This is a genomic window from Rhodococcus sp. BP-332, assembly GCF_019836065.1.
GTDB lineage: Bacteria > Actinomycetota > Actinomycetes > Mycobacteriales > Mycobacteriaceae > Rhodococcoides.
This window is the reverse complement of sequence record NZ_JABUEC010000001.1, coordinates 964447-987505: the sequence shown is the minus strand read 5'-3', so window position 1 is coordinate 987505 and position 23059 is coordinate 964447. Positions and strand designations below refer to the sequence as shown.

At 69.9% G+C, this 23059-nt stretch carries 19 protein-coding genes and 1 pseudogene; 11 read left to right on the top strand and 9 right to left on the bottom strand.

Translation table 11 applies throughout. The annotated features are described in order from the left end of the window. Positions 1-133: 133 nt before the first annotated feature. Both obgE and proB read left to right on the top strand, forming a co-directional pair. Positions 134-1585, top strand: coding sequence for a GTPase ObgE (gene obgE, locus HQ314_RS04575; RefSeq protein ID WP_027505671.1), 1452 nt, complete (start codon positions 134-136; stop codon positions 1583-1585). Then, on the top strand, positions 1582-2703 hold the full coding sequence (proB, locus tag HQ314_RS04570; RefSeq protein ID WP_222630327.1) for a glutamate 5-kinase: 1122 nt from the start codon (positions 1582-1584) through the stop codon (positions 2701-2703). Before obgE ends, proB begins: the two co-directional genes overlap by 4 nt. A gap of 8 nt (positions 2704-2711) precedes the next feature. Here the strand turns inward: proB and HQ314_RS04565 are convergent, their stop codons facing one another. From HQ314_RS04565 to ectA, 5 genes and pseudogenes are all read right to left on the bottom strand, one after another. Then, positions 2712-3890, bottom strand: coding sequence for an MFS transporter (locus tag HQ314_RS04565; protein WP_222649353.1), 1179 nt, complete (start codon positions 3888-3890; stop codon positions 2712-2714). After that, positions 3887-4666 (bottom strand): Sir2 family NAD-dependent protein deacetylase, encoded by a 780-nt coding sequence (locus tag HQ314_RS04560; RefSeq protein WP_027505673.1) that lies wholly within the window; start codon positions 4664-4666, stop codon positions 3887-3889. Before HQ314_RS04560 ends, HQ314_RS04565 begins: the two co-directional genes overlap by 4 nt. A gap of 206 nt (positions 4667-4872) precedes the next feature. Beyond that, complete coding sequence (locus HQ314_RS04555; protein WP_027505674.1) at positions 4873-5271, bottom strand: ectoine synthase; 399 nt, start codon at positions 5269-5271, stop codon at positions 4873-4875. Positions 5272-5314: 43 nt separating this feature from the next. Continuing rightward, positions 5315-6592: a diaminobutyrate--2-oxoglutarate transaminase gene (gene ectB, locus HQ314_RS04550; RefSeq protein WP_027505675.1), complete on the bottom strand. Its 1278-nt coding sequence runs from the start codon at positions 6590-6592 to the stop codon at positions 5315-5317. Between the two features lie 60 nt (positions 6593-6652). Next, positions 6653-7156: pseudogene (gene ectA, locus HQ314_RS21200) on the bottom strand (diaminobutyrate acetyltransferase); the annotation flags it as partial. Between the two features lie 320 nt (positions 7157-7476). Between ectA and HQ314_RS04545 the strand changes: the two are divergent. Next, positions 7477-9018: a hypothetical protein gene (locus tag HQ314_RS04545; RefSeq protein ID WP_222649351.1), complete on the top strand. Its 1542-nt coding sequence runs from the start codon at positions 7477-7479 to the stop codon at positions 9016-9018. 66 nt (positions 9019-9084) lie between these two features. After that, positions 9085-9729 (top strand): SDR family oxidoreductase, encoded by a 645-nt coding sequence (locus HQ314_RS04540; protein WP_222649350.1) that lies wholly within the window; start codon positions 9085-9087, stop codon positions 9727-9729. On the opposite strand, the gene HQ314_RS04535 is transcribed toward HQ314_RS04540, so the two are convergent. The 4 genes from HQ314_RS04535 to HQ314_RS04520 form a co-directional block, all read right to left on the bottom strand. Next, positions 9712-11460 (bottom strand): ABC transporter ATP-binding protein, encoded by a 1749-nt coding sequence (locus HQ314_RS04535; RefSeq protein ID WP_222649349.1) that lies wholly within the window; start codon positions 11458-11460, stop codon positions 9712-9714. The two genes, HQ314_RS04540 and HQ314_RS04535, sit on opposite strands and share 18 nt — an antisense overlap. Before the next feature lie 102 nt (positions 11461-11562). Then, entirely contained in the window at positions 11563-13650 is a 2088-nt protein-coding gene (locus tag HQ314_RS04530; protein WP_222649348.1) for a RecQ family ATP-dependent DNA helicase, read from the bottom strand. Next, positions 13647-14540 (bottom strand): PfkB family carbohydrate kinase, encoded by an 894-nt coding sequence (locus tag HQ314_RS04525; protein WP_222649347.1) that lies wholly within the window; start codon positions 14538-14540, stop codon positions 13647-13649. Before HQ314_RS04525 ends, HQ314_RS04530 begins: the two co-directional genes overlap by 4 nt. Before the next feature lie 11 nt (positions 14541-14551). Then, on the bottom strand, positions 14552-15304 hold the full coding sequence (locus tag HQ314_RS04520) for an aspartate/glutamate racemase family protein (protein ID WP_027505679.1): 753 nt from the start codon (positions 15302-15304) through the stop codon (positions 14552-14554). Between the two features lie 139 nt (positions 15305-15443). Here HQ314_RS04520 and HQ314_RS04515 point away from each other — a divergent pair, with 139 nt between their 5' ends. The 7 genes from HQ314_RS04515 (at position 15444) to HQ314_RS04485 (ending at position 23055) form a co-directional block, all read left to right on the top strand. After that, a complete protein-coding gene (locus tag HQ314_RS04515; protein WP_027505680.1) occupies positions 15444-15857 on the top strand; it encodes a gamma-glutamylcyclotransferase in 414 nt (137 codons plus the stop codon). 3 nt (positions 15858-15860) lie between these two features. Beyond that, positions 15861-16922 carry an allantoicase gene (gene alc, locus HQ314_RS04510; protein WP_222649346.1) on the top strand — a complete coding sequence of 354 codons (1062 nt, stop codon included), beginning with the start codon at positions 15861-15863 and terminating at the stop codon, positions 16920-16922. Then, entirely contained in the window at positions 16919-18268 is a 1350-nt protein-coding gene (gene allB / locus HQ314_RS04505; protein WP_222649345.1) for an allantoinase AllB, read from the top strand. Before alc ends, allB begins: the two co-directional genes overlap by 4 nt. Positions 18269-18313: 45 nt before the next feature. Beyond that, the gene (locus HQ314_RS04500; protein ID WP_222630350.1) at positions 18314-19630 is read left to right on the top strand and encodes an aspartate aminotransferase family protein; all 1317 of its coding nucleotides are present in this window, start codon (positions 18314-18316) and stop codon (positions 19628-19630) included. Beyond that, positions 19627-21105 carry an NAD-dependent succinate-semialdehyde dehydrogenase gene (locus HQ314_RS04495; protein WP_222649344.1) on the top strand — a complete coding sequence of 493 codons (1479 nt, stop codon included), beginning with the start codon at positions 19627-19629 and terminating at the stop codon, positions 21103-21105. Before HQ314_RS04500 ends, HQ314_RS04495 begins: the two co-directional genes overlap by 4 nt. Next, complete coding sequence (locus HQ314_RS04490) at positions 21102-21788, top strand: GntR family transcriptional regulator (protein WP_231476313.1); 687 nt, start codon at positions 21102-21104, stop codon at positions 21786-21788. Before HQ314_RS04495 ends, HQ314_RS04490 begins: the two co-directional genes overlap by 4 nt. Before the next feature lie 82 nt (positions 21789-21870). Further along, complete coding sequence (locus HQ314_RS04485) at positions 21871-23055, top strand: Xaa-Pro peptidase family protein (RefSeq protein ID WP_222649343.1); 1185 nt, start codon at positions 21871-21873, stop codon at positions 23053-23055. Positions 23056-23059: the final 4 nt, after the last annotated feature.

Below are 23059 nucleotides of genomic sequence, written 5' to 3'. Positions count from 1 at the left end.
CGTTCCCGTCAGGGGCGGTTCGGAGGGCTCGTCCTCCGTCCGCCCCTGACGGCGTTTCACCCCTCGGCGCCCTGTCGGCCGCCGATCTCTCAGCAGTTCAGCATCATCTGCCTTTCGGAAGGACCCTCCACCCATGTCGCGTTTCGTCGACCGTGTCACCCTGCACGTCAGTGCGGGAAAGGGCGGTAACGGGTGCTCCTCCGTCCACCGGGAGAAGTTCAAGCCCCTCGGTGGTCCGGACGGCGGCAACGGCGGCCGCGGCGGCGACGTGGTCCTCGTGGTGGATCCGAGCGTGCACACCCTTCTCGACTTCCACTTCCACTCCCATGCGAAGGCAGGAAACGGCACGCAGGGGGCCGGCAGCAATCGCGACGGCGCCGTCGGCGAGGACCTGATCCTGGGTGTCCCGGACGGCACCATGGTTCTCGACAGCGACGGCCGGATCCTTGCCGACCTGGTGGGCGAGGGCACGCGTTTCGACGCGGCGGCCGGCGGTCGCGGCGGCCTGGGCAACGCCGCCCTCGCATCGCGAGCACGCAAGGCGCCCGGCTTCGCGCTCCTCGGCGAGGACGGGGTCGAGCGCGACCTGGTCCTGGAGCTCAAGTCCGTGGCCGACGTCGGTCTGGTGGGCTTCCCGAGCGCCGGAAAGTCGTCTCTCGTCTCCGTGCTCTCGGCCGCCAAGCCGAAGATCGCCGACTACCCGTTCACGACACTGGTCCCGAACCTCGGCGTCGTCTCGAGCGGCGACACCACGTTCACCGTCGCCGACGTCCCCGGCCTCATCCCCGGCGCCAGCCAGGGCAAGGGGCTGGGCCTGGACTTCCTGCGTCACCTCGAGCGCTGTGCTGTGCTCGCCCACGTCGTCGACTGCGCGACCCTCGATCCGGGTCGTGATCCCGTGTCCGACGTCGACGCTCTCGAGGCCGAACTGGCCGCGTACACGCCCGCCCTGTCGAGCGACGCCGGCCTGGGCGAGTTGGCAGATCGCCCGCGCATCGTCGTGCTCAACAAGGTGGACGTTCCCGAGGCGCAGGAACTGGCCGACATGGTGCGCGAGGACTTCGAGGCCCGCGGCTGGCCCGTCTTCGCCATCTCCGCGGTGAGCCGGGAAGGTCTGCGTCCCTTGACCTTCGCCCTCGCGGAGTTGGTCGCGCAGTACCGCATCGATCATCCCAAGGCCGTCGCGCGTCGGCAGGTCATCCGGCCCGTCGCCACCGACAAGGCGGGCTTCAGCGTCATCTCCGATCCTGACGAGCCGGGCGGCTTCATCGTGCGCGGCGAGCGCCCGGAGCGGTGGGTCATGCAGACGGCCTTCGACAACGACGAGGCCGTCGGTTACCTCGCCGACCGACTCGCTCGTCTCGGTGTCGAGGCGGAACTGGTCAAGCAGGGCGCGCAGCCCGGGGCGTCCGTGACCATCGGCGACGTCAGCTTCGAGTGGGAGCCGCAGACCCCCGCCGGTGTCGACGTCACCATGACCGGCCGCGGTACCGACTCGCGCATCGACCAGGTCGAGCGCATCGGCGCGCCCGAGCGCAAGCACGCCCGCCGTGTCCGTCGAGGGCTGGAGAGCGACGAGCAGTGACCGCGACGCAGCCGCACGGGAGTACGCGGGAGATCATCGCGTCGGCGCGCAGCATCGTCGTGAAGATCGGGTCGTCGGCTCTCACCAGCATGGAGGCCGGACTCGACCTCGCCCGGCTGGACGCGTTGGCGGATGCGATCGAGGCGCGGATGCGTGCCGGGTCCGACGTCGTCGTCGTGTCGTCCGGAGCGATCGGTGCCGGTATGGCGCCGTTGGGTCTCAAGCAGCGGCCTCGTGACCTGGCGACGAAGCAGGCCGCGGCCAGTGTCGGCCAGTTGGCGCTGGCGCACGCGTGGGGCACCTCCTTCGGCCGCTACGGTCGGACCGTCGGTCAGGTGCTGTTGACGGCGGACGACATCGCCCGTCGGTCGAATCACCGCAACGCTCAGCGCACCTTTGACCGACTGCGCTCACTCGGCGCCGTGGCCGTCGTCAACGAGAACGACACCGTCGCGACGGCCGAGATCCGCTTCGGCGACAACGACCGTCTCGCAGCCCTGGTCGCGCACCTCGTCGGCGCGGACGCGTTGCTGCTGCTGTCCGACGTCGACGGCCTCTACGACGGCGACCCCCGCAAGGACCCCGACGCGACCTTCGTCCGCGAGGTCGCGAGTCCCGAGGATCTCGACGGCGTCGTCGCCGGATCGGGCGGCTCCCTCGGCACCGGCGGCATGGCGTCCAAGTTGTCCGCGGCCCGCCTGGCAGCGGACGCGGGTGTTCCCGTCCTGCTGGCGGCGGCGTCCGAGGCGGCCTCCGCGCTCAGTGGCGGACCGGTGGGGACCACGTTCACCGCGCGCCCGAACAGGTTGTCGGCCCGCCGATTCTGGGTCCGTCATGCCGCGGACACCGCCGGCGCCCTCACGCTCGACGACGGCGCCGTCACCGCGGTGATCGGCCGACGACGCTCGCTGCTCTCGGCAGGAATCGTCTCGGTCAGTGGCTCGTTCGACGCCGGCGACGTGGTGACCCTGCACGGCGTCGACGGCACCGTGGTCGCGCGCGGAGTCGTCGCGTACGATGCGGCGGAGCTCGCCGGCATGATCGGTCGCTCGACGGGCGATCTCGCCCCCGAGGCCCGACGCCCCGTGGTGCACGCGGACGACCTCGTCCCGGGCTGAGCGACCGGTCAGGCCGGAGCCGAGGCGGCGAGCACGCGCCGGAGTGCGAGGGCCAGCAGCGCCACCGCGACACCGGCCGCGACCATCGACCACAGCGCCCAGCCGAAGCCGGTCAGCTCTGCGAGAGAGCCGAACGCGACGGGTGCCAGCAGCACCCCGATCCGGGCGATCAGCGACACCACTGTGAGGGCCGTGCCCGCGGTGATGCCGGGGAGTCGTCCGGCCAACCCGAACGCAGCCGGAAAGATCGGTGCCGCACCGAATCCCGCGACGGCGAACATCACCGAGGCGATCACGGGCGAGCTCACCACGGGTGCCGCCAGGAACGCGGCCGCGATGAGCAGTGCGCCGCCCATCAACACGGCGTGGCGTCCGACGCGGTCCACCACGGCGTCACCGACGAGGCGTCCGACGAACATCGCGGACGAGAAGGCCACGACGGTGAGTCCCGCCAGTCCCGGCCCGGCCCCGAGATCGGTGGAGTAGATCGCACCCCAGGACTGCGGCACGTCCTCGACCAGGGCGCACACCAACACGAGCCCTCCGAGCAACGCCAGGGCGCCGGAGAACACGCGCCGTGGCCCTCGGCCGGACGGTCGAGGGACGGTGTCGGGCACGGCGCGTCCGTCGGGAACCAGCGAGCGGTGAGCCACCAGCGCGAGCGCCAGCAGGACCCCACCGACGAGAGCGAAGTGGACGAGCACGGCGAGTCCGATCCCGGCCGCGGCGGCGCCCGTGAGGCCGCCGGTGACGGCCCCTGCGCTCCACGCCGCGTGGAATCGGTTGAGAAGCGAACGCCGCCGGTTCTTCTCGACGATCACCCCCTGCGCGTTCATCGCCACGTCCATGACGGCGTCGGCCCCGCCCAGGACGGCGAGAGCGAGTGCCAGTGCCCACCACGTCCCGGCGAGTGCCGGGAGTACAAACGCCAGGCACAGCACCGTCGCGGAGAGCAGGACGACTCGGCGACTGCCGAGCCGCCGGATACCGACGGCGGCCAGGGGAGTGGCGAGAAGGCCGCCGGTGCCGACTCCCGCGAGCGCCAGACCGAGCACCGACGCGTCGAGTTCGAGAGCGTCGCGGATCGCAGGCAGGCGCGGCGCCCAGTTACCGAGCACCGCACCGTTGACGAAGAAGATCGCCGCGACGGCCCACGGGGCACCGCCGACGGTCCTGCCGTCCGTCACAGAAAGGACGCCAGGACCTCGGAGCAGCCGGCCTCGATCTTCTGGGCGGCGAACTCGTCCCCGCGGGTGCGTCCTCGGTTGACGATGAACACCGGGATGTCGTTCTTCCACGCGTGCCGGACGAAGCGCAGTCCGGACATGACGGTGAGCGAGGACCCCAGCACCACGAGCGAGCGCGCGGCGTCGACCATGTCGTAGGCGCTCCGGACGCGCGGCTTGGGCACGCTCTCACCGAAGTAGACGATGTCGGGTTTGAGGATGCCGCCGCACACCTCGCAGCCGACCATGCGGAAGTGGGCGGTGCTCTCGATGATCGCGTCGGCGTCCGGGGCGATCTCGACGCCGTCGGCACCGACGACGGACTCGATGAAGCCGGGATTGGCAGCGGTCAGACGTTCGTCGAGAGCCACGCGGGAGACGAGGCGATCACAGTCGAGGCAACGGACCCGGCCGTACACACCGTGCAGGTCGATCACCGAGCGGGAGCCGGCCTTGGTGTGCAGCATGTCGACGTTCTGCGTGATGACGCCGGAGACGGTACCCACGCGCTCGAGCTCGGCGAGGGCGCGGTGCCCGGCGTTGGGGCGGGTGGCGTCCATGTGGCGCCAGCCGACGTGGTTGCGAGCCCAGTAGTGACGTCGGAAATCGTCGTCGCCGATGAACTGCTGGAACGTCATCGGGTTGCGCGGCGGAGAGTCCGGGCCCCGGTAGTCGGGAATTCCCGAGTCCGTGGACATCCCGGCACCGGTCAGCGCGACGACGCGGCCGTCGGCCATCGCGTCCTGCAGAGAGAGGGCGCTGCGCGGCGACCGATCGAGAGAGCGTGGGGAAACCGAGGTCACGTCTCCAGAGTAGGTCGCCGCGTGGGCTGGGGTGGAGCGGCAGGGTGGGATGTGCACACCTGCCACAGAGCGAACACACCCCGCTGCATCCTGAAGGGTGTCGTCGCTCGCGGCAGGGTGTGTCCGGTCGGCCCGTGGCGTCAGGCAGGAACCTCGATCAACGGGTAGACGCCGTTCTCGTCGTGACGCTCGTTGCCGACGACGGGCGGGTTGAACACGCACAGCATCCGCATGCGGGTCCGCGTCTCCACCGTGTGACGCTCGTGCCCGTTCAGCAGGTACATCGATCCCGGACCCAGGTCGTACGTCTCACCGGTCTCGCGGTCGGTGAGCGTGCCCTCGCCCTCGATGAGCCAGACGGCCTCGACGTGGTTGGCGTAATGGAAGTTGTTGACGGTGTTCGGCTCGATGGTGGTCTCGTGGAACGAGAACCCGACCTTGTCACCGCCCAGGACGATCCGCTTGGACCGCCACTGGCCGTCCTCGCTCGCGATGTCGCGCTCGGTTCCGGTGATGGCCTCGGTGGTGCGAACGATCATGTGGTCCTCCTCGTGCTGTGCAGACGTGCGGAACGCGATTCGGTCAGGAGCAGACGGTCGCGGTGGCGTCGGCCAGGATGCCGAGGCCGTGATCGAGATCCTCCTCGGTGATGGTGAGCGGCGGAAGCAGCTTCACCACCTCGTCGGAGGGTCCGGACGTCTCGGCGAGCAGGCCCTTGTCGTAGGCGAGCGCGGTGACCTTCGACGCCTTCTCCGCGTCGTCGAACACGAGACCCTGGACCATGCCGCGACCGCGGGTGCTCAGACCCTCGAAGCGGGCCGAGAGATCGATGAACGCGTCCTGGATCCGCTCGCCCTTGGCCAGGATCGACGCCTCGAACGCGCCGTCGGCCCAGTAGTGGTCGAGCGCGGCCTTGCTGGTGACGAAGGCCGGGCTGTTGCCGCGGAACGTGCCGTTGTGCTCGCCGGGACCCCAGACGTCGAGTTCCGGGCGCATGAGCGTCAGTGCCATCGGCATGCCGTAGCCGCCGATCGACTTCGACAGCGTGACGATGTCCGGCACGATGCCGGCGTCCTCGAAGGAGAAGAACGGCCCGGTGCGGCCGACGCCCATCTGCACGTCGTCCACGATGAGCAGGATGTCGCGGCGCTTCAGCAGATCTGCGAGCCCGCGCAGCCACTCGGCACGGGCGACGTTGACGCCGCCCTCACCCTGGACCGTCTCGACGATGACGGCCGCGGGGCGGTTGATGCCGCTTCCCGAGTCGTCCAGCACTCGTTCCATCCACTGGAAGTCGTCCGTGGCACCGCCGAAGTAGTTGTCGAACGGCATCGGGGTCGCGTGGACCAGCGGGATGCCGGCGCCGGCGCGCTTCATGGAGTTGCCGGTGACGGACAGAGCGCCGAGCGTCATGCCGTGGAACGCGTTCGTGAAGTTGATGACCGAGGAACGGCCGGTGACCTTTCGCGCCAATTTGAGCGCGGCTTCCACGGTGTTCGTTCCGGTGGGTCCGGGGAATTGCACCTTGTAATCCAACCCGCGGGGCTCGAGAATGCGCGTGGTGAACGACTCGAGGAATTCGCGTTTCGCGACGGTGGACATGTCGAGACCGTGCGTGATGCCGTCCCGCATGATGTAGTCGACCAGTGCCTGCTTGAGCACGGGATTGTTGTGGCCGTAATTGAGCGCACCGGCTCCGGCGAAGAAGTCGAGGTAGCGACGGCCGTTCTCGTCGGTGATCCACGAACCCTGCGCGGTGTCGAACACTGCGGGCCACTGTCGGCTGTAGCTGCGGACCTGCGACTCGCGGGCCTCGAAGATGTCGGTGGTGGTGTCGGTCGGGGTGATGCTGGTGGTCATCGAGGTCCTTCGGGTGTGGTCGTCGGAAGTGTCGGCGAGCGTGCCGTCGAACGGGCCGACCGTGTAGAGGTCCTCCGGCTCGTGGCTGTCGGGAAAGTCCTTCGCTGCGAACAGATCTCGTCGGGTGATGGTGGTGTCACGTCGTCGCGCCAGAGATGTGAAGAGGGCGATCGACGCGTCGTTGTCGGGGCTGATGGTGGTCTCGAGGAGGCGTGCTCCGCGTGGGGTGGTGCGGTCGACGAGGCCCTGCAGCATGCGCACGGCCAGGCCGTGCCCGCGCTGGTCGGAGTCGACCGCCACCTGCCAGACGAACAGGGTGTCGTCGGCGTCGGGACGGATGTATCCGGTGACGAAGCCGACCGGACGGTCGTCGGCGTCCACTGCCACGATCGAGGTGCCGGAGAAATCGCGGCACCACAGCACGTACGAGTAACTGGAATTGACGTCCAGTACTCGGGAGTCCCTCGCGATCTCCCACACTCGCGTCCCGTCGGCCACGCGTGGTGGGCGGAACGAGAAATCGATGTCGTCGGTCGGGGCGGCTCTCTGTAACACTGGCGTCATATTGCAGACGAACGTAACAAGGCTGACCGGACATGTCAGGCGCCCTCGTCGTCAGGCACGAGAATGGCACGCCTATCGCCAGTACGTTCGCCCCTTGTGAGTGTGGTCACACGACGATGCGTTCGTCGGCGACTCGGGGGCCTGCCGTGGTCCGCGGGAGGCGCGGGAACCCTCGCAGCGGCACCGCGGCGTGGGGCTGCTGTGACCAGTGTGAACAGGGTGATCAAGACTGAATGGTCTCGACGACGGTGAAATAAATGGTCAGAGCCCGGCGAGGCACCCACCGTTCCCGTTCGGTGATGGCTAATGTCCGGCACACTATGACTCCCACGGTCAGACTTCCCCGGCCCGCCCGACTGCGAGGCGCCGCTGCACGTGTCGGTGCAGCCAGCTCGACCCCCGTCGCGATGGTGCTCGCCGTTCTGCTCCCCACCGTGGCGGCCGGAGTGTTCTGGGTCTCGCAGACCGATCGCCCCGCCACCACCGGCACCGTTTCCGTCGCCGCCACTGCGGGCGGGTCCACGACGGACCCGCTCGGGTCGAGTCGGGCCGCCCTGACCAACACGGTCCTGCCGCTGCAGATCCTGAGTGGCGGTATGGCCGAGCTGTCCGACGGCAGCGTGGAGCTGGACGACGGCGCTCACCAGATGTCCGACGGCCTGCACCAGGCCCGCGACGGCTCGGCCGAACTCGCCGACGGCATGACCCAGCTCCGAGCCGGCCTCTGGCAGCTCGGTGACGGCTCGTCGCAGGTGAGCGGAGGAGTCGATCGCGTGGTGGGTGCGCTCACCGGCGTCGGAGCCGCGCAGGGCCAGATCGAACTGATCGTGCAGCAGACTCTCGACTCGCTCGCCGCGTCCACCGATCCGGGCGCCGCCGCGTCCGCGGATCAGCTGCGGCCGGTCCTCGACCTGCTGCGCACCCAGGGACTGAACGCCGGGGTGATGACCGACCTGCAGACGCTGCGCGATGGTGCGCGCACCGTGGCGTACCAACTCGACGATCCGTCCTCGGAGTTCGTCGACGGCATGGTGCGTGCCACCGACGGATCCGCGCAGCTGCGCGACGGCCTCGTCCTGCTCGACGACGGCGGGGTACGCCTCGTCGACGGCACCACGCGCCTGGTCGGGGGAGTCGGCCCGATGGAGACCATGTTCTCCACCCTGCGCACCAACGTGGAGAAAGCGTCCACCTCACTGCCGGCAGCAGAGCGGATCGAACCCGACCCGGCCGGCGGCGGTACCTCGTACGTGGTGCGGTCCGCCTCGGACGCGTGGCCGTACCTCGCGGCGGCGTTCGCGCTGGTCGCAGCAGCGCTCGTCGGATTCTTCGTCCCGCGCGCCCGCGCCGCGGTCCTGGGGGCGGTGGCCACCGCGTCGACGATGGTGTTGGCCCTGACGTTCGCCGACACCGGCGCGAGTCTCTCGGGCTCGATGGTCTCGACCGTCCTGATCGGAGTCTGGGTCGCCGCGGTGGCCACCGCGGCCCGTGCATTGCGCACCGCACTCGGAGCCGTCCGTGCCGGAGTGGTGCTCGGGGTCCTCGGGCTCGTCCAGGTGGTGCTCGGCGGGCTGGTCCTGCGCGGGGTCGGTGGTCTGCCCGACACGGTCGGACTCTTCACCCCCCTCGGCCAACTGGTCCGGTCGTTGGAGAACGCCGCCGCGGGCGGAAGCATCGTCACCTCGCTCGTGTCGGTGATCGCCGCACTGGTCACGGTGGCTGTATCGGTGGCCGTCCTGGCCGCGCATCGCACGATCGACGACGCGGAACCGGTCGACCACGGCGCCGATGCGGCTGTCGAGAACGACGCCGACGAGGCCGACCGAACCGAGGACGACAGCGTCTCGTCCTCCGTACGCTAGGACCACCGGCCGGACGATCCCGCGGCAGGAATACCTGTCGGCGCCGGGTGGGCGGAGGAGCGTGACGTGCTGCTCGACGGAGCCAACGCACTGATCTACGGGGGCGGCGGTGTCGTCGGAAGCCGGCTGGCCGTCGCCCTGGCCCGCGACGGAGCGCGCGTGCACCTCGCCGGCCGCTCCCGGACGAAGATGCAGCACGTCGTCGACATCATCCGCGCGGACGGTGGCCACGCCGAGGCGGCCGTCATCGACGTGCTGGACGAGGTCGACGTCGACGAGTACGTGGACGTCGTCGCCGCCTGTTCCGGGAGCATCGACGTGTCGATCGACGTCATCATCCCTGGCCGGGCGTCGCGTTCGACCCACTCCGAAGCGTCGGCGCGTCGGCTCGATCGCACCGAGGTCGCGGATCTCGAACGTCCGGTCCTGGACGCGCTGCGTGCCCACTTCATCACCGCGCGGGCGGCAGCACGGCACATGGTGTGCCAGCACTCCGGTCTCATCCTCGTTCCGCGCTGCCTGCCGACCGCAGGCGACGCGGGGCTGGACGCGTCGTCGCTGGCCTCCGTCGTCATCGATCGGCTCGCCGCGCAACTTGCCGGCGACCTGGTCAGCACCGGGGTGCGCGTCACCGCCGTCGACACCGATCCGACGTCGGCCGACGAGACGGCCCGACGGCTGGTGGCCGCGGCGTCAGACGGCGATACGTAGTGCCTCGACGAGATCCCGGTACAGGGTGTCGGTGTCGAGCAGCTCGCGGTGCGTTCCCTTCGACCGGACACGTCCGCGCTCGAGCACGAAGATGGTGTCCGCGTCGATGACCGTCGACAGGCGGTGCGCGATGGTCACCACGGCACCGTGCACCGACAGGTCGCGGATGGCGTCGTGGATGGCGGCCTCGGTGATGCCGTCCACCTGCGCGGTGGCCTCGTCCAACAGCAGGATGTCCGGTGGGCGGACGATGGCACGGGCCAACGCGATGCGCTGACGCTCGCCGCCCGAGACCGCCGAGTCGCGCAACTCGGTGGCGAGACCGGCCGGCAACAGCTCGATCTTCTCGGCCAGCCGCACGCGTTCGAGTGCCGCCCACAGCTCGGCGTCGGTCGCGTCCGGGTGGGTGAGCCGGAGATTGTCGGCGATCGTGCCCGGCAGTGTGGGTGTGGCCTGCTCGACGTAACCGATGCGCGCGCGGATCTGACTGTGGGACAAAGCCGAGTACGGGACACCGTTCAGGGCGAGTTCGCCGTCCCGCGGTTCGAGGAAGCGCAGGATCAACGAGAACAGCGTCGTCTTGCCGGCGCCCGACGGCCCGACGACGGCGGTGTGGCCGCGCGACGGAATGCTCATGTCGATCGCGTTCACCGCGGCGCCCTCGTCGCCGTACCCGGCCGTGACCCGAGTGAGGGTGAGCGCCGAGACCTCCGCGCTCGCCGGCAGGTCCGCGACCGCGGTGGGCGCCTCCTTCTCGAGGTCCATCACCTGCACCTCACGAACGCGGGCCGCGGCGGCGATGCCGCGCTGCAGCTGCGAGACGTAGAGCGTGAGCTGGGCGACCGGGCCCACCAACTGGAACGCGTAGAGCAGGAACGCGACCAGGCTGGAGACGGCCAGCGCTCCCGAGCTCACCCGATACGCGCCCACGCCGAGCACTGCGATGATGGTGAGCTGGATCCCGGAACCGGTGATGGTCCACGCCCAGGCCTCGAGACGCACTGCCCGGATACCGTAGGACGCCGAGACGCGGGCCTCCTCGATGACCAGCTCGCTCGAACGACTCTCCGCCCGACTGGCCTTGACCGTGCGAACGGCGCGCAACGCGCCCTCCAGGATGCCGCCGAGCCGACCCATCGCCTCCTGTGCATTGCGTTGAGCGCGAGCCACCTTCGGCATGAGGAACCCGGCGGCGACACCGATGAGACCGATGCCGAGCAGAGCCGTCCCGAGGAGGGGGAGGTCGAGGGTCGCCATGAGCACGATGACACCCACGATCGCGATGCTGCCGTTGACGATCTCGACCAGCGCCCAGGACGACGCCTCGCGGAGCAGCATCGTGTCGGACGTGACCCGCGTGAGCATCTCGCCCGCGGGACGAGCGGTGACCGCCGGGATGGTGGCGCCGAAGAACCGCCGCACCATCGATGATCGCGCCTCGAGCACGACGCGTTCTGCCATGGTTCCCAGGAGCAGGCGTTGAGCCAGACCCACGATGATCCCCACGACGAGGAGCCCGACCAACAGGACGATGGCCGACCGCGTGGCGCCCGGGACGTCGAAGGAGTCCAGCAGTCGCTTGGTGACCAGCGGAGTGGCCAGGGACGACGCGGTGACCAGCAGACCGAGGAGCAGACCGAACCGGAACAACCGGCGATGCGGGCGGATGAAGGTCCAGAGGAGGCGGAGATTGGGGAGCCGACCTGGTGCATCGGGAGTAGCTGTCGTCACCTCGTCACACTAGTCGCGCGCCGACAGACACCCCTTCTGTCGATCCTCCGGCCTACCCGGCCGGCCTCCGGCCTACCCGACCACCCGCGGCCGGCCTCCGGCCTACCCGCGACCGATCAACGCGAACGGAAGCACCGCATCGGCCCCCGCCTGCCGGAGCGCCCGCGCCGCCATGGTGAGCGTCCACCCGGTGTCGGTGGAGAGATCGAGCAGCAGGACGGGTCCGCGATGCGCCGTCAGATCGGGTGCCTCGAAGGCGTCCACCAATGAGGCGACGCGGAACGCGGAGTTCGCGCCCGAGACGGGCCGGGCATCGGGCCGACGGTGCAGAACGCCCAGTGGCTCCAGCCTGCCGACCCTCGCCAGACGCTCCCCGAGGTCGTTCAACAGCGCCGGTCGGGAGTCGCTCTCCATGACCATCAGCCCGGTGGGCCGCTCGTCCCACGTCCACTCCGCGAGGACCTTGATGCACGCGGCCTCCAGCCCGTCGGGTGCCGGACCGTCCTCGCCGTCCGTCAGCGCGCGCAGGCGTGGTCCCCACACCGGGTCGGTGAGACGGCCGAGGATGCGGCCGGTCTCCGGGCCGTCGGTGATCTTCCCCGACAGCTCGACGCCGACCTTCTTCAGTCCCGTCGGCCACTGCTTGCGGATTGCGAGGTCCAGCCCGGGTCGATCGAGACGCCGCCGGGTCGACTCCACGTGATCGGCCGACACGTCCGCGGAGAGGTGCTGACCGGTGCAGTTGTCGCAGCGCCCGCACCGGTCCGCCTCCGCATCCCCGGTGAGGGACGGATCGTCGAGTTGCCGGCGCAGGAACGCCATCCGGCACTCGTCGGTGCTCTGGTACTCGATCATCGCGCGCTGCTCGGACAGCCGTGCCTCGTCGAGTCGTTCGTAGCGCTCCCGGTCGTAGTGCCAGTGTTCCCCGGTGCCGAGCCAACCCCCCTTGACCCGCCGGACGGCACCGTCGACGTCGAGGACCTTGAGCACCATCTCGAGCCGAGTGCGTCCGAGCTCGACGAGCGGTTCGAGAGCCTGGGTGGACTGGGCGCGCTCGGTGTCCAGCACCTCGAGCACCCGACGTACGACGTGCTCGCGAGGGAAGGCGACGGACGCGAAGTAGCTCCAGATCTCCCGGTCCTCCGGACCGGGCAGGAGGACGACGTCGGCGCGCTCCGTGGCGCGACCCGCGCGGCCCACCTGCTGGTAGTAGGAGATGGGCGACGACGGTGCACCCACGTGCACGACGAACCCCAGATCGGGTTTGTCGAAACCCATGCCCAACGCCGAGGTCGCGACGAGCGCCTTCACACGGTTCTGCAGCAGATCCTGTTCCGCCGCTTCGCGTTCCGTCGGATCGGTCTGGCCGGTGTAGGCGGCCACCTCCATTCCTCGATCGCGCAGCAGCGCCGCGAGGTCGTTGGCTCCCGCGACCGTCAGCGAGTAGACGATGCCCGAGCCGGGCAGGGTCTCGAGATGGTCGGCGAGCCAGGCTATGCGCGCCGTCGGATGGGGGATGGTGACCACGGACAGGTGCAGCGACTCGCGCTGGAGACCGCCACGCAGGACGGTGGTGTCGGCCCCGCCGACACCGAGCTGTGCCGCGACGTCCTCGACCACCCGATCGTTCGCGGTGGCCGTGGTGGCGAGAACGGGGACCCCCTCGCGCAACTCGGCGATGAGCGACCTGATGCGGCGATAGTCCGGCCGGAAGTCGTGACCCCAGTCGGAGACGCAGTGCGCCTCGTCCACCACGACGAGCCCCGCGTCCGCGGAGAGCGAGGGCAGCACCTGATCGCGGAAGTCCGGATTGTTCAGCCGCTCCGGGCTCACCAGCAGCACATCCAGTTCACCGGCCGCGACGCGTGCGTGGACGTCGTCCCACTCGGTGACGTTGCCCGAGTTGATGGTGGCGGCGGTGACCCCGGCGCGCTCGGCCGCCGCGACCTGGTTGCGCATGAGCGCGAGCAGAGGCGACACGATGACGGTCGGTCCGAGCCCCTGCTCGCGCAGCAGGCGTGCGGCGATGAAGTACACGGCCGACTTTCCCCATCCGGTGCGCTGCACGACGAGTGCGCGTCGATGATGGACGACGAGCGCCTCGATCGCCGTCCACTGGTCCTCACGGAGAACGGCATCGGGGCCGGCGAGGTCGGTCAGCAGCTCCTGTGCGCGCTCACGGGTACTCATGCGTCACGCGTCCCGGCGAGGGCCCGGTCGACCTCGGTGACGGTGGGAGCCGAGGACCCCGCGCCGTCGCGCGTGGTGGCCACGGCCCCTGCCGCACACGCGCGCCGAACCGCGGCGGCGGGGCCGTCGCGCCACGCGGCGGCGAGCGTGCCGGCGAAGACGTCGCCGGCGCCCGTGGTGTCGACGGCCTCGACGGCGGGCGAGGGATGGGCGGTGACGACGCCGTCGGCGCCGTGATGGCGGGCACCGTCGGCCCCCAGCGTGGTGACCACGTGCGGAATGCGGGCGAGTGCGTCGACCCCCAGGGCTTTCTCCTCGTCGCGGTTGACGATCGCGACGTCGACGAGACCCAGCAGATCGTCGGAGAGCGGTTGCACCGGTGACGGATTGAGGAACACGAGCGTGCCGTTGGCCCGCGCGTGTCGCGCCGCCGCGACGACCGTCGCGACGGGCGTCTCGAGTTGGCACAGCAGGACGTCGGCTTCGGCGACGGCAGCCAGTTCCTCCGCCGTGAGCTCGGTCAGGGTCTCGTTGGCACCGCCCACGACGACGATGGAGTTCTCCGCGGCGTCGTCGACCGTGATGACAGCGACGCCACTCGCGCCCTCGACCTCGCGCAGCAGCGACGCGTCGACCTCGGCCCCGACGAGGGTCTCGCGCAGTTCGAGCGCGAAGGTGTCGGAGCCGACTGCTCCGACGAAGACCACCTCGGCGCCGGCCCGAGCGGCGGCGACCGCCTGATTGGCGCCCTTGCCGCCGGGGGAGGTGCGGAACGCGCTGCCGAGGACCGTCTCACCCGGTGCGGGCAGCGTGGGGGTGCGGGCGACGAGGTCCATATTGATGCTGCCGACGATGGTGATGCGGGGACGTGCGGTGTCAGGATCGGCCATGGTGCACGACACTAACGGGTGGTTCGGACACCCGAGCCGTCTCGACGAGCGGGCGGCCAGTCCACGAACGACTTGCTCCGCGGCGGCGCGAACGTGCGCACCTTGGACGTGCGGAGACCCTGCCGGACCAGCCCCTCGGCGACGGTGATCGCCGCGGTCACCCCGTCGACGACGGGAACGTCGACCCTGGCCCGCACGGCGGCGTCGAGACCGGACATTCCGCCGCACCCCAGGACGATCACCTCGGCTCGGTCGTCGCGCACCGCGCGCTCCGCCTCGTCGACGACGGCGCGCACCGCCGCGTCGGGATCACGGTCGAGGTCGAGCACCCCGAGGCCGCTGGCGCGGACCGACGCGCAGCGGGTGTGCAGGCCCGCGACGAGCAGTCGGTCCTCGATCAGCGGGACCGTGCGATCGAGGGTGGTCACCACCGAGTACGAACGCCCCAGGAACATCGCGGTGCTCGCCGCGGCCTCGGTGATGTCGACGACGGGAACGTCGAGCAGCTCCTGCAGGCCCTCGCGGCCGTGCTCGCCGTAGCCGGCCTGCACGACGGCGTCGAACGGTTCCGCGTACGCGCGGACGGTCTCCATGACCGCGACGGCGGCGAGGTACGACTCGTAGTTGCCCTCCACCGACTCGGCCCCGAACGCCGGCGTCAGCGCGACCACGGTGGTGCCCGGCGACGCGATCTCGCGGGCGCGCGCACCGATGGCCTCGGTCATGGATCGCGTCGTGTTGACGTTGACGACGAGGATGCGCACGGCAGCTCCGGAGTTCGACGGGAACGGGGTTCGGCGTCGCTCAGAGTAGACCCGCTCCGCAGGCCGGAAGATATATCGCGAACTCGGTTACGTTGGCAGCGCACGAGCGTGAACCGAACGAGAGGACCGGACCCACACCATGGCCGAACTGTTCTGCAACGGAGGCGCCATGCGTGGCGGCAACCTGCACCACAACGTCTCCAGTCACACCTTCCTCGGCTCGGTGCGGACGGCGCCGAACTACCGGTTCTTCGCGGTGCGCGACGAGTTCCCCGGCCTGCTGCTGACCGAGACCGGTGGCGCCTCCATCGCCGGTGAGCTGTACGACGTCCCGATGGAGAACATCCGCACCGACTTCCTGCCGGAGGAGCCCGTCGAACTCGAACTCTCGGTCATCGAGCTCGCCGACGGACGGTCGGTGATGGCCGTGGTGCTGCGACCGGGCCTGGTCGACTCGCTGTCCGCCGAGCTCACCGAGATCACGGATCTCGGTGGGTGGCGTGCCTATCGCGGGCTTCCCGATCCGGACGAGACCGTTTCTGCGGGAGCATGAGTCGTGTCCGCCGCTGCTGACTTCCTCCTCTTTCCCGATCTCGCCTCGCGCGCTCTGGGCGGGTCGGTGAGCGCCGCCAACGACGAGTTGTTCGCGCAGCGCGAGAACCTGATCAAGCCGACGGCGCCGTTCTTCGATCCGTCGGAGTTCGGCCACAAGGGCAAGGTGTACGACGGCTGGGAGACCCGCCGCCGACGCGACGACGGGCACGACTGGGCTCTCGTGCGGCTGGGTGCGGCGGGCATCGTGCACGGCGTCGTCGTGGACACCGCGTTCTTCCGCGGCAACTATCCGCCGTTCGTGTCGGTCGAGGCCGCGTCCGTCGAGGGCTACCCCTCGGCCGTGGAACTGTCGACGGTGCAGTGGCACACCATCGTCGAGAAGTCGCGGGCCGACGGCGACACGGCAAATCTGTATCCCGTGACCGACACCCGTCGCTGGACCCACGTCCGGTTGTCGATCTATCCGGACGGGGGAGTGGCGCGGTTGCGGGTGCACGGCGAGGTGGTGCCCGACCCGCGGTTCCTGACCGGAACGGTCGATCTGCTGGCGGCGGAACACGGTGGGCGGCTCGTGGAGTGCTCGGACGCGTTCTACGCGTCTCCGGCCAACATCATCCTGCCCGGCCGTGCCCGGAACATGGGTGAGGGGTGGGAGAACTCGCGTCGGCGAGGCGGCGGAAACGACCACGCGACGTTCGCTCTCGCTGTCGCCGGGGTGCCGCGGCACGTGGAGGTCGACACGTCGTACTACGTCGGCAACGCCCCGGGCTGGGTGCGACTGAGCACCGTCGACGATCGGGTCGCCGACGTCGCGGATCCGTCCGCGTGGGCCGAGGTCCTGCCGCGCACGGCGGTCCAGCCCGACACGCGGCACCTGTTCCTTCTCGACGGCGCCCCTGCCGCAACACATCTGCGCCTCGACGTCTACCCGGACGGGGGTCTGTCCCGGCTGCGGTTGTTCGGCGATCCGGACGAGCGTGGCCGCGTCGACGCGCGCGCCGCCTGGTGGGACGGGCTTCCCGCCGAACACCGCGCACTCCTCGCCGAGCAGGCCCCGGCATGAGCGCGTGGGATCTCGCGTTCCGCGCGCGCCGTGCGGTCGTGACCGCGGCCGACGGTTCCCGTACCGAGACGGCGTGCACGGTGGGGGTGCGGGACGGCCGCATCGTCGCCGTCGTGGGTCACGACGATCCGGTCGATGCGGACGTCGTCGTGGACCTGGCCGACGACGAGGTACTGCTCCCGGGCCTGGTGGACACCCACGTGCACGTGAACGAGCCCGGTCGCACCGAGTGGGAGGGTTTCGCGAGTGCGACGGCCGCCGCGGCCGCCGGGGGCATCACGACCCTGATCGACATGCCGCTCAACAGTATTCCGTCGACGGTCTCCACCGACGCACTCGACGTCAAACGAGCGGTGGCCGAGCCCAAGGCTCGCATCGACGTCGGCTTCTGGGGTGGCGCCGTACCCGGCAACGTCCCGGACCTGCGCGCGATGCACGAGGCCGGTGTCTTCGGCTTCAAGTGCTTCCTGCTGCACTCGGGTGTCGACGAGTTCCCGCCTCTCTCGCCCGACGAGCTCGAGGAGGCGATGCGGGAGATCGCCTCGTTCGACGGACTGCTCATCGTGCACGCCGAGGACGCGCAGATCATCGCCGACTCCGAGAACGCCGGCGGCCGGGACTACGCAGGTTTCCTGGCGTCGCGACCGCGCGCCGCGGAGAACACGGCCATCGCCGACGTGATCGCCGCGTCGCGGCGGACGGGATGCCGCGTCCACATCCTGCACCTGTCGAGTGCCGACGCCGTGCCGCTCGTGGCGGCGGCGAAGAAGGACGGTGTGCGGATCACTGCCGAGACCTGCCCGCACTACCTGTCGTTCGCGGCGGAGGAGATCGCGGACGGGGCGACCCAGTTCAAGTGCTGCCCGCCCATCAGGGAGGCCGACAACCGGGACGCGTTGTGGCAGGCGTTGTCCGACGGCGTGATCGACACGGTGGTCACCGATCACTCGCCGTGCACCACGGAGCTCAAGCGGTTCGACATCGGCGACTTCGGTGTCGCGTGGGGCGGCATCGCCTCGCTGCAGGTGTCCTTGGCCGCCGTGTGGTCCGAGGCCCGTCGGCGTGGGCACTCTCTCGCCGACGTCGTCGGGTGGATGTCCGCGGCGACGGCTGCTCAGGTCGGACTGGAGAGCAAGGGCGCGATCGCGGTGGGCAAGGACGCCGACCTGGCGGTGTTCGCACCGGACCAAGAGTTCGTCGTGCACGCGGAGGAACTGAGGCACAGGAATCCGGTGAGTGCGTACGACGACCGCACGGTGACGGGCTGTGTGCGCTCGACCTGGCTCGCCGGACGACGCATCGATCTCGACGGTCCACCGCAGGGAGGGCTGCTGACGCGCGGCTGATTGCAGATTGTTGACAATCAGACGATCGTCCTCGACAGTGAGGGCATGACTGCAGCAGCATTCGTGCCTCGAACAGCCGACGCCTCCACCGGTGCTCCCACCGCTCGGCTGTCGCCCGCCCTGAAGCAAGCCACACCCATCGTCGTGGATCACGCGTCGGGAAGTTGGATCACCGGGACCGACGGGCGCCGCTACCTCGACTTCACCACGGGTATCGGCGTGACCAGCACCGGACACTGCCATCCGCGCGTGGTCGCGGCGGCGCGCGAGCAGGTCGGCAAGATCATCCACGCGCAGTACACGACCGTCATGCACACGCCTCTGCTCGAGTTGACCGAGAAGCTCGGCACCGTCCTGCCGGTCGGCCTGGACAGCGTGTTCTACGCCAACTCGGGGTCCGAGGCCGTCGAGGCGTCGATTCGTCTGGCGCGCATGGCCACCGGCCGCCCGAACATCATCGCGTTCCACGGCGGCTTCCACGGTCGCACCGTCGCCGCGGCGACACTCACCACAGCCGGGACCAAGTTCCGGTCCGGCTTCGCTCCGATGATGGGCGGCGTCCACATCGCGCCGTTCCCGTACGCGTTCCGGTACGGCTGGGACCTCGACACCGCGGTGACCTTCGCCTTGCGCGAGCTCGACTACCTGCTGCAGACCGTGTCCGCCGTCGCCGACACCGCGGCGTTCATCATCGAGCCGGTCCTGGGCGACGGTGGTTACCTTCCCACCCCGCCGGCGTTCCTGGACGGACTCCGCGAGCGAGCCGATCGGCACGGCATCGTGCTCATCGTGGACGAGGTCCAGGCGGGAGTGGGCCGCACGGGGAAGTTCTGGGGTCACCAGTTCTCCGATTCCACCCCGGACGTTCTCATCACGGCCAAGGGTCTCGCCAGCGGCTTCCCTATCTCCGCGATCGCCGCCTCGACCGCCCTCATGAGTACCGCCCTGCCGGGATCGCAGGGCGGCACCTACGGCGGGAACGCGGTGGCCGCGGCGGCCGCCGTCGCCACGCTCGACGTGGTCGAGGACGAGGGCCTGGTGGAGAACGCCCGTCTGCGCGGGGAGCAGCTTCTCGGTGGACTGCGTGAGATCGCGGCTCGGCACGACGAGATCGGAGATGCCCGCGGGCTCGGTCTGATGGCGGCATTCGAGTTCGTCGACGACGCCGGGGACGCCGATCCGGGCGCCGCGCTCGCTCTGCAGAAGGCAGCTCTGGACCGCGATCTCCTGTTGTTGACGTGCGGTGCGCTGGGCAACGTGGTGCGCATCATCCCGCCCCTCGTGGTGACGCGGGACGAGGTCGAGCTGGGACTCGAGCGCATCGCGGAGGCGTGCGACGCGGCGCTGGGAGTTCGGTCGTGACGACGACGGTCGACCGACCCGTGCCGGTGGCCGATCGCAGCATTCTGATCGGTGGTCGTTGGCGGGACGCGGTGGACGGCCGCACGTTCGACGTCGAGAACCCTGCCACCGGTGAGATCATCGCGCGCGTCGCCGACGGGGGGCCCGCCGACGCCGCTCTGGCGCTCGATGCCGCGAGCGCCGCCCAGTCTGCGTGGGCGGCGACGTCGCCGCGGGAGCGGAGCGTCGTGCTGCGCCGTGCGTTCGACCTCGTGGTCGAGCGGACGGAGGACCTCGCCGCCGTGATGACCGCCGAGATGGGCAAGCCGCTCGCCGAGGCGCGCGGCGAGGTCGCCTACGCAGCCGAGTTCCTTCGCTGGTTCTCCGAGGAGGCCGTCCGCATCGCCGGCGATCACATCCTGACCGGCGACGGGTCGACGCGCATGGTGGTCACACGAGTACCGGTGGGACCGTGTGTGCTGGTGACGCCCTGGAACTTTCCGCTTGCCATGGGTGCCCGCAAGATCGGGCCCGCTGTGGCCGCCGGATGCACCATGGTGTTCAAGCCGGCCGAACAGACACCGCTCACCTCGCTCGCTCTGGCCCGCATCTTTCAGGAGGCCGGACTGCCGGACGGCGTCCTCAACATCGTCACGACCTCGGACGCGGGTGGCGTCGTCGAACCGTGGTTGCGCAGCGGTGTGGCTCGGAAGCTGAGTTTCACGGGCTCCACCGCCGTCGGCAGGCTGTTGCTCGGCCAGGCGGCGTCCACCGTCATGCGGACGTCGATGGAACTGGGCGGGAACGCGCCCCTCGTCGTCTGTGCGGACGCCGATCTGGGGACGGCGCTCGACGGAGCCATGATCGCCAAGATGCGCAACATGGGGGAGGCCTGCACCGCCGCCAACCGGTTGTTCGTCCATCGGTCCGTCGTCGACACCTTCGCGGAGCAGCTGACCGCGCGGATGGCCGAGCTGACCGTGGGAGACGGTGCGCACGAGGGTGTCCGGGTCGGCCCGCTGATCGATGCGGAGGGCCGCGCAAAGGTGCAGCGCCTCGTCGACGACGCGGTGAGACGCGGGGCGCGAGTCCTGACCGGCGGTGCCACGCCGGAGGGGCCGGGATACTTCTACCCTCCGACGGTGCTGGTAGACGTTCCACCCGACGCCGAGATCGTGCACACCGAGATCTTCGGGCCGGTCGCCGCGATCATCACCTTCGACGACGAGGACGAGGTGGTGCGCATCGCCAACGACACCGAGTGGGGTCTCGTGGGCTACGTGTTCACTCGTGACGTCGACCGGGCCTTCGATCTGGGCGAGCGTCTCGAGGTGGGCATGGTCGGTCTCAACACCGGGCTGGTGTCCAACCCCGCGGCACCCTTCGGCGGGGTCAAGCAGTCCGGACTGGGACGTGAGGGCGGGCGTCTCGGCATCGACGAGTTCCTCGAGGTGAAGTACTTCGCCGTGCCGCGTCGGCCGGGGCGGACGCTGTGACGGCCACTCGACGGCTGACGCCTCTCGACGCCCGCACCACGTCGATCGTCATCGCGGACCAGTTGCGCGAGCGCATCATCGACGGATCGTTCGCACCGGGGGAGCAGGTCCACGAGGCGACGGTCGCGACCGAACTCGCCGTCTCCCGCGGACCCGTTCGCGAGGCGCTGCAGCGGCTGAGTCAGGAGGGGCTGCTCGTCTCCTTCCGCAATCGCGGCGTCTTCGTCGTCGAGCTGGGTGAGTCCGACGTCGCCGAGATCTACCAGGCGCGCGCGGCCATCGAGATCGGTGCCGCGTTCACCGTTCTGCGGCGTGGTGACTCCGGACGCGTCGCGGACGCGTTGTCGCGCATCGTGGTCGAGATGCAGCCGGCCATCGACCGGGGCGACTGGCGGTCGGTGGCGGAGCGGGATCTCGCGTTCCACACCGCACTGGTCGCGGCGACGGGCAACAGCCGGATGGGCCGGATGTACGCGACGCTCGCCGCCGAGGCCCGCATCTGCATGGCCAACCTCGAGACCGCGTACCACCGGCCCGACGCGTTGATCGAGGAGCACACGCTGCTCGTCGATCTGCTGCGAGCGCAGGACTGGGCCCGGCTCGAACCTGCTCTGCGCGAACACATGGACACCGCCGTGCACGATCTGACGGCGTCGCTACGTGAGTCGGCGGAGACCGCGTAGTCACTCGCGCTGCGCCCGTGGGTGCGAGCACCTACGCTCGCTCCAGGAACCCGGATAACCTCGAAACTGTCAGGGGTACAGCATGATCGACACGATCAGTACGGCCGAACACAGCTCCCGCCTCGCTGCCGTGCGTGCCGTCATGGCCGAGCGGGGTCTCGCGGCGCTCATGATCACCGATCCGTCGAACATCTACTATCTGACGGCCTACAACGCCCTGTCGTTCTACACCCCGCAGGTGCTCTTCGTGCCGGCCGAGGGCGACATGCTGTTCTTCGCCCGCGCCATGGACGCGCACGGCGCCTCACGCACGTCGTGGCTTCCCGACGACCAGGTGTTCGGCTATCCGGAGACCCTGGTCCAACGGCCGGACACCCATCCCTTCGTCTGGGTGGCCGACACGCTGCGCGGACTGAGCCTGGTCTCGAACTTCGAGCACGGCCAGGTGGGGCTCGAGATGGACTCCTACTACTTCAGCCCGAAGGCGTTCGAAGCACTCGTGAAGTGCCTGCCGGAGTACCGGTTCGTCGATTCGCGTGAGCTGGTGAACTGGGTGCGATCGGTGAAGTCGGACAACGAGATCGAGCTGATGCGCGGGGCGGCGGCGATCTGCGAGAGCGCCATGGCGACCGCGATGGACGCGATCGCCGTCGGTGTGCGCCAGTGTGACGCCGCCGCGGCGATCTCCGCGGCGCAGGTACGCGGCACGGACGACTTCGGCGGCGACCACCCGGCCATCGTTCCGATGCTGCCCACCGGTGAGGGTGCGGACACCCCGCATCTCACCTGGACCGACCGGCCGTTCCGGGACGGGGAGTCGACCGTGGTGGAACTGACCGGGGTGTTCCGCCGCTACCACGTCCCGATGGCGCGGACGGTCTCGCTCGGGCGACCGGACCCGCGCATGGCCGGTCTCGCCGCCGCCACCGACGACGCACTCGGAGCCGTGCTCGCGGAGATGAGGCCCGGAGTGCAGACCAGTGACCTCGCGGCGACGTGGAACCGTGAACTGGGCCGAGCGGGATTTCACAAGCCTTCCCGCATCGGGTACTCGATCGGTATCGCGTACGCGCCGGACTGGGGCGAGCGCACCATCAGCCTGCGCAGCGACGACGCCACGATCCTGCAGCGCAACATGACGTTCCACGTCATCGGCGGTATGTGGCTCGACGGTTACGGATACGAGGTGTCCGAGTCAGTGGTGGTCACCGACACCGGTATCGACACCTTCACCGCCTACCCGCGATGCCTGACAGTCAAGGAGTGACGGA

Bases quoted from the DNA above. Each gene is read 5' to 3' on its own strand.
- ectB (WP_027505675.1), bottom strand. From the start codon at position 6,592: ATGACCACCAGCATCACCCCGACCGACACCACCACCGACATCTTCGAG.
- HQ314_RS04545 (WP_222649351.1), top strand. From the start codon at position 7,477: ATGACTCCCACGGTCAGACTTCCCCGGCCCGCCCGACTGCGAGGCGCC.
- HQ314_RS04530 (WP_222649348.1), bottom strand. From the start codon at position 13,650: ATGAGTACCCGTGAGCGCGCACAGGAGCTGCTGACCGACCTCGCCGGC.
- HQ314_RS04515 (WP_027505680.1), top strand. From the start codon at position 15,444: ATGGCCGAACTGTTCTGCAACGGAGGCGCCATGCGTGGCGGCAACCTG.
- HQ314_RS04555 (WP_027505674.1), bottom strand. From the start codon at position 5,271: ATGATCGTTCGCACCACCGAGGCCATCACCGGAACCGAGCGCGACATC.
- obgE (WP_027505671.1), top strand. From the start codon at position 134: ATGTCGCGTTTCGTCGACCGTGTCACCCTGCACGTCAGTGCGGGAAAG.
- HQ314_RS04500 (WP_222630350.1), top strand. From the start codon at position 18,314: ATGACTGCAGCAGCATTCGTGCCTCGAACAGCCGACGCCTCCACCGGT.
- allB (WP_222649345.1), top strand. From the start codon at position 16,919: ATGAGCGCGTGGGATCTCGCGTTCCGCGCGCGCCGTGCGGTCGTGACC.
- HQ314_RS04485 (WP_222649343.1), top strand. From the start codon at position 21,871: ATGATCGACACGATCAGTACGGCCGAACACAGCTCCCGCCTCGCTGCC.
- HQ314_RS04560 (WP_027505673.1), bottom strand. From the start codon at position 4,666: ATGGCCGACGGCCGCGTCGTCGCGCTGACCGGTGCCGGGATGTCCACG.
- HQ314_RS04525 (WP_222649347.1), bottom strand. From the start codon at position 14,540: ATGGCCGATCCTGACACCGCACGTCCCCGCATCACCATCGTCGGCAGC.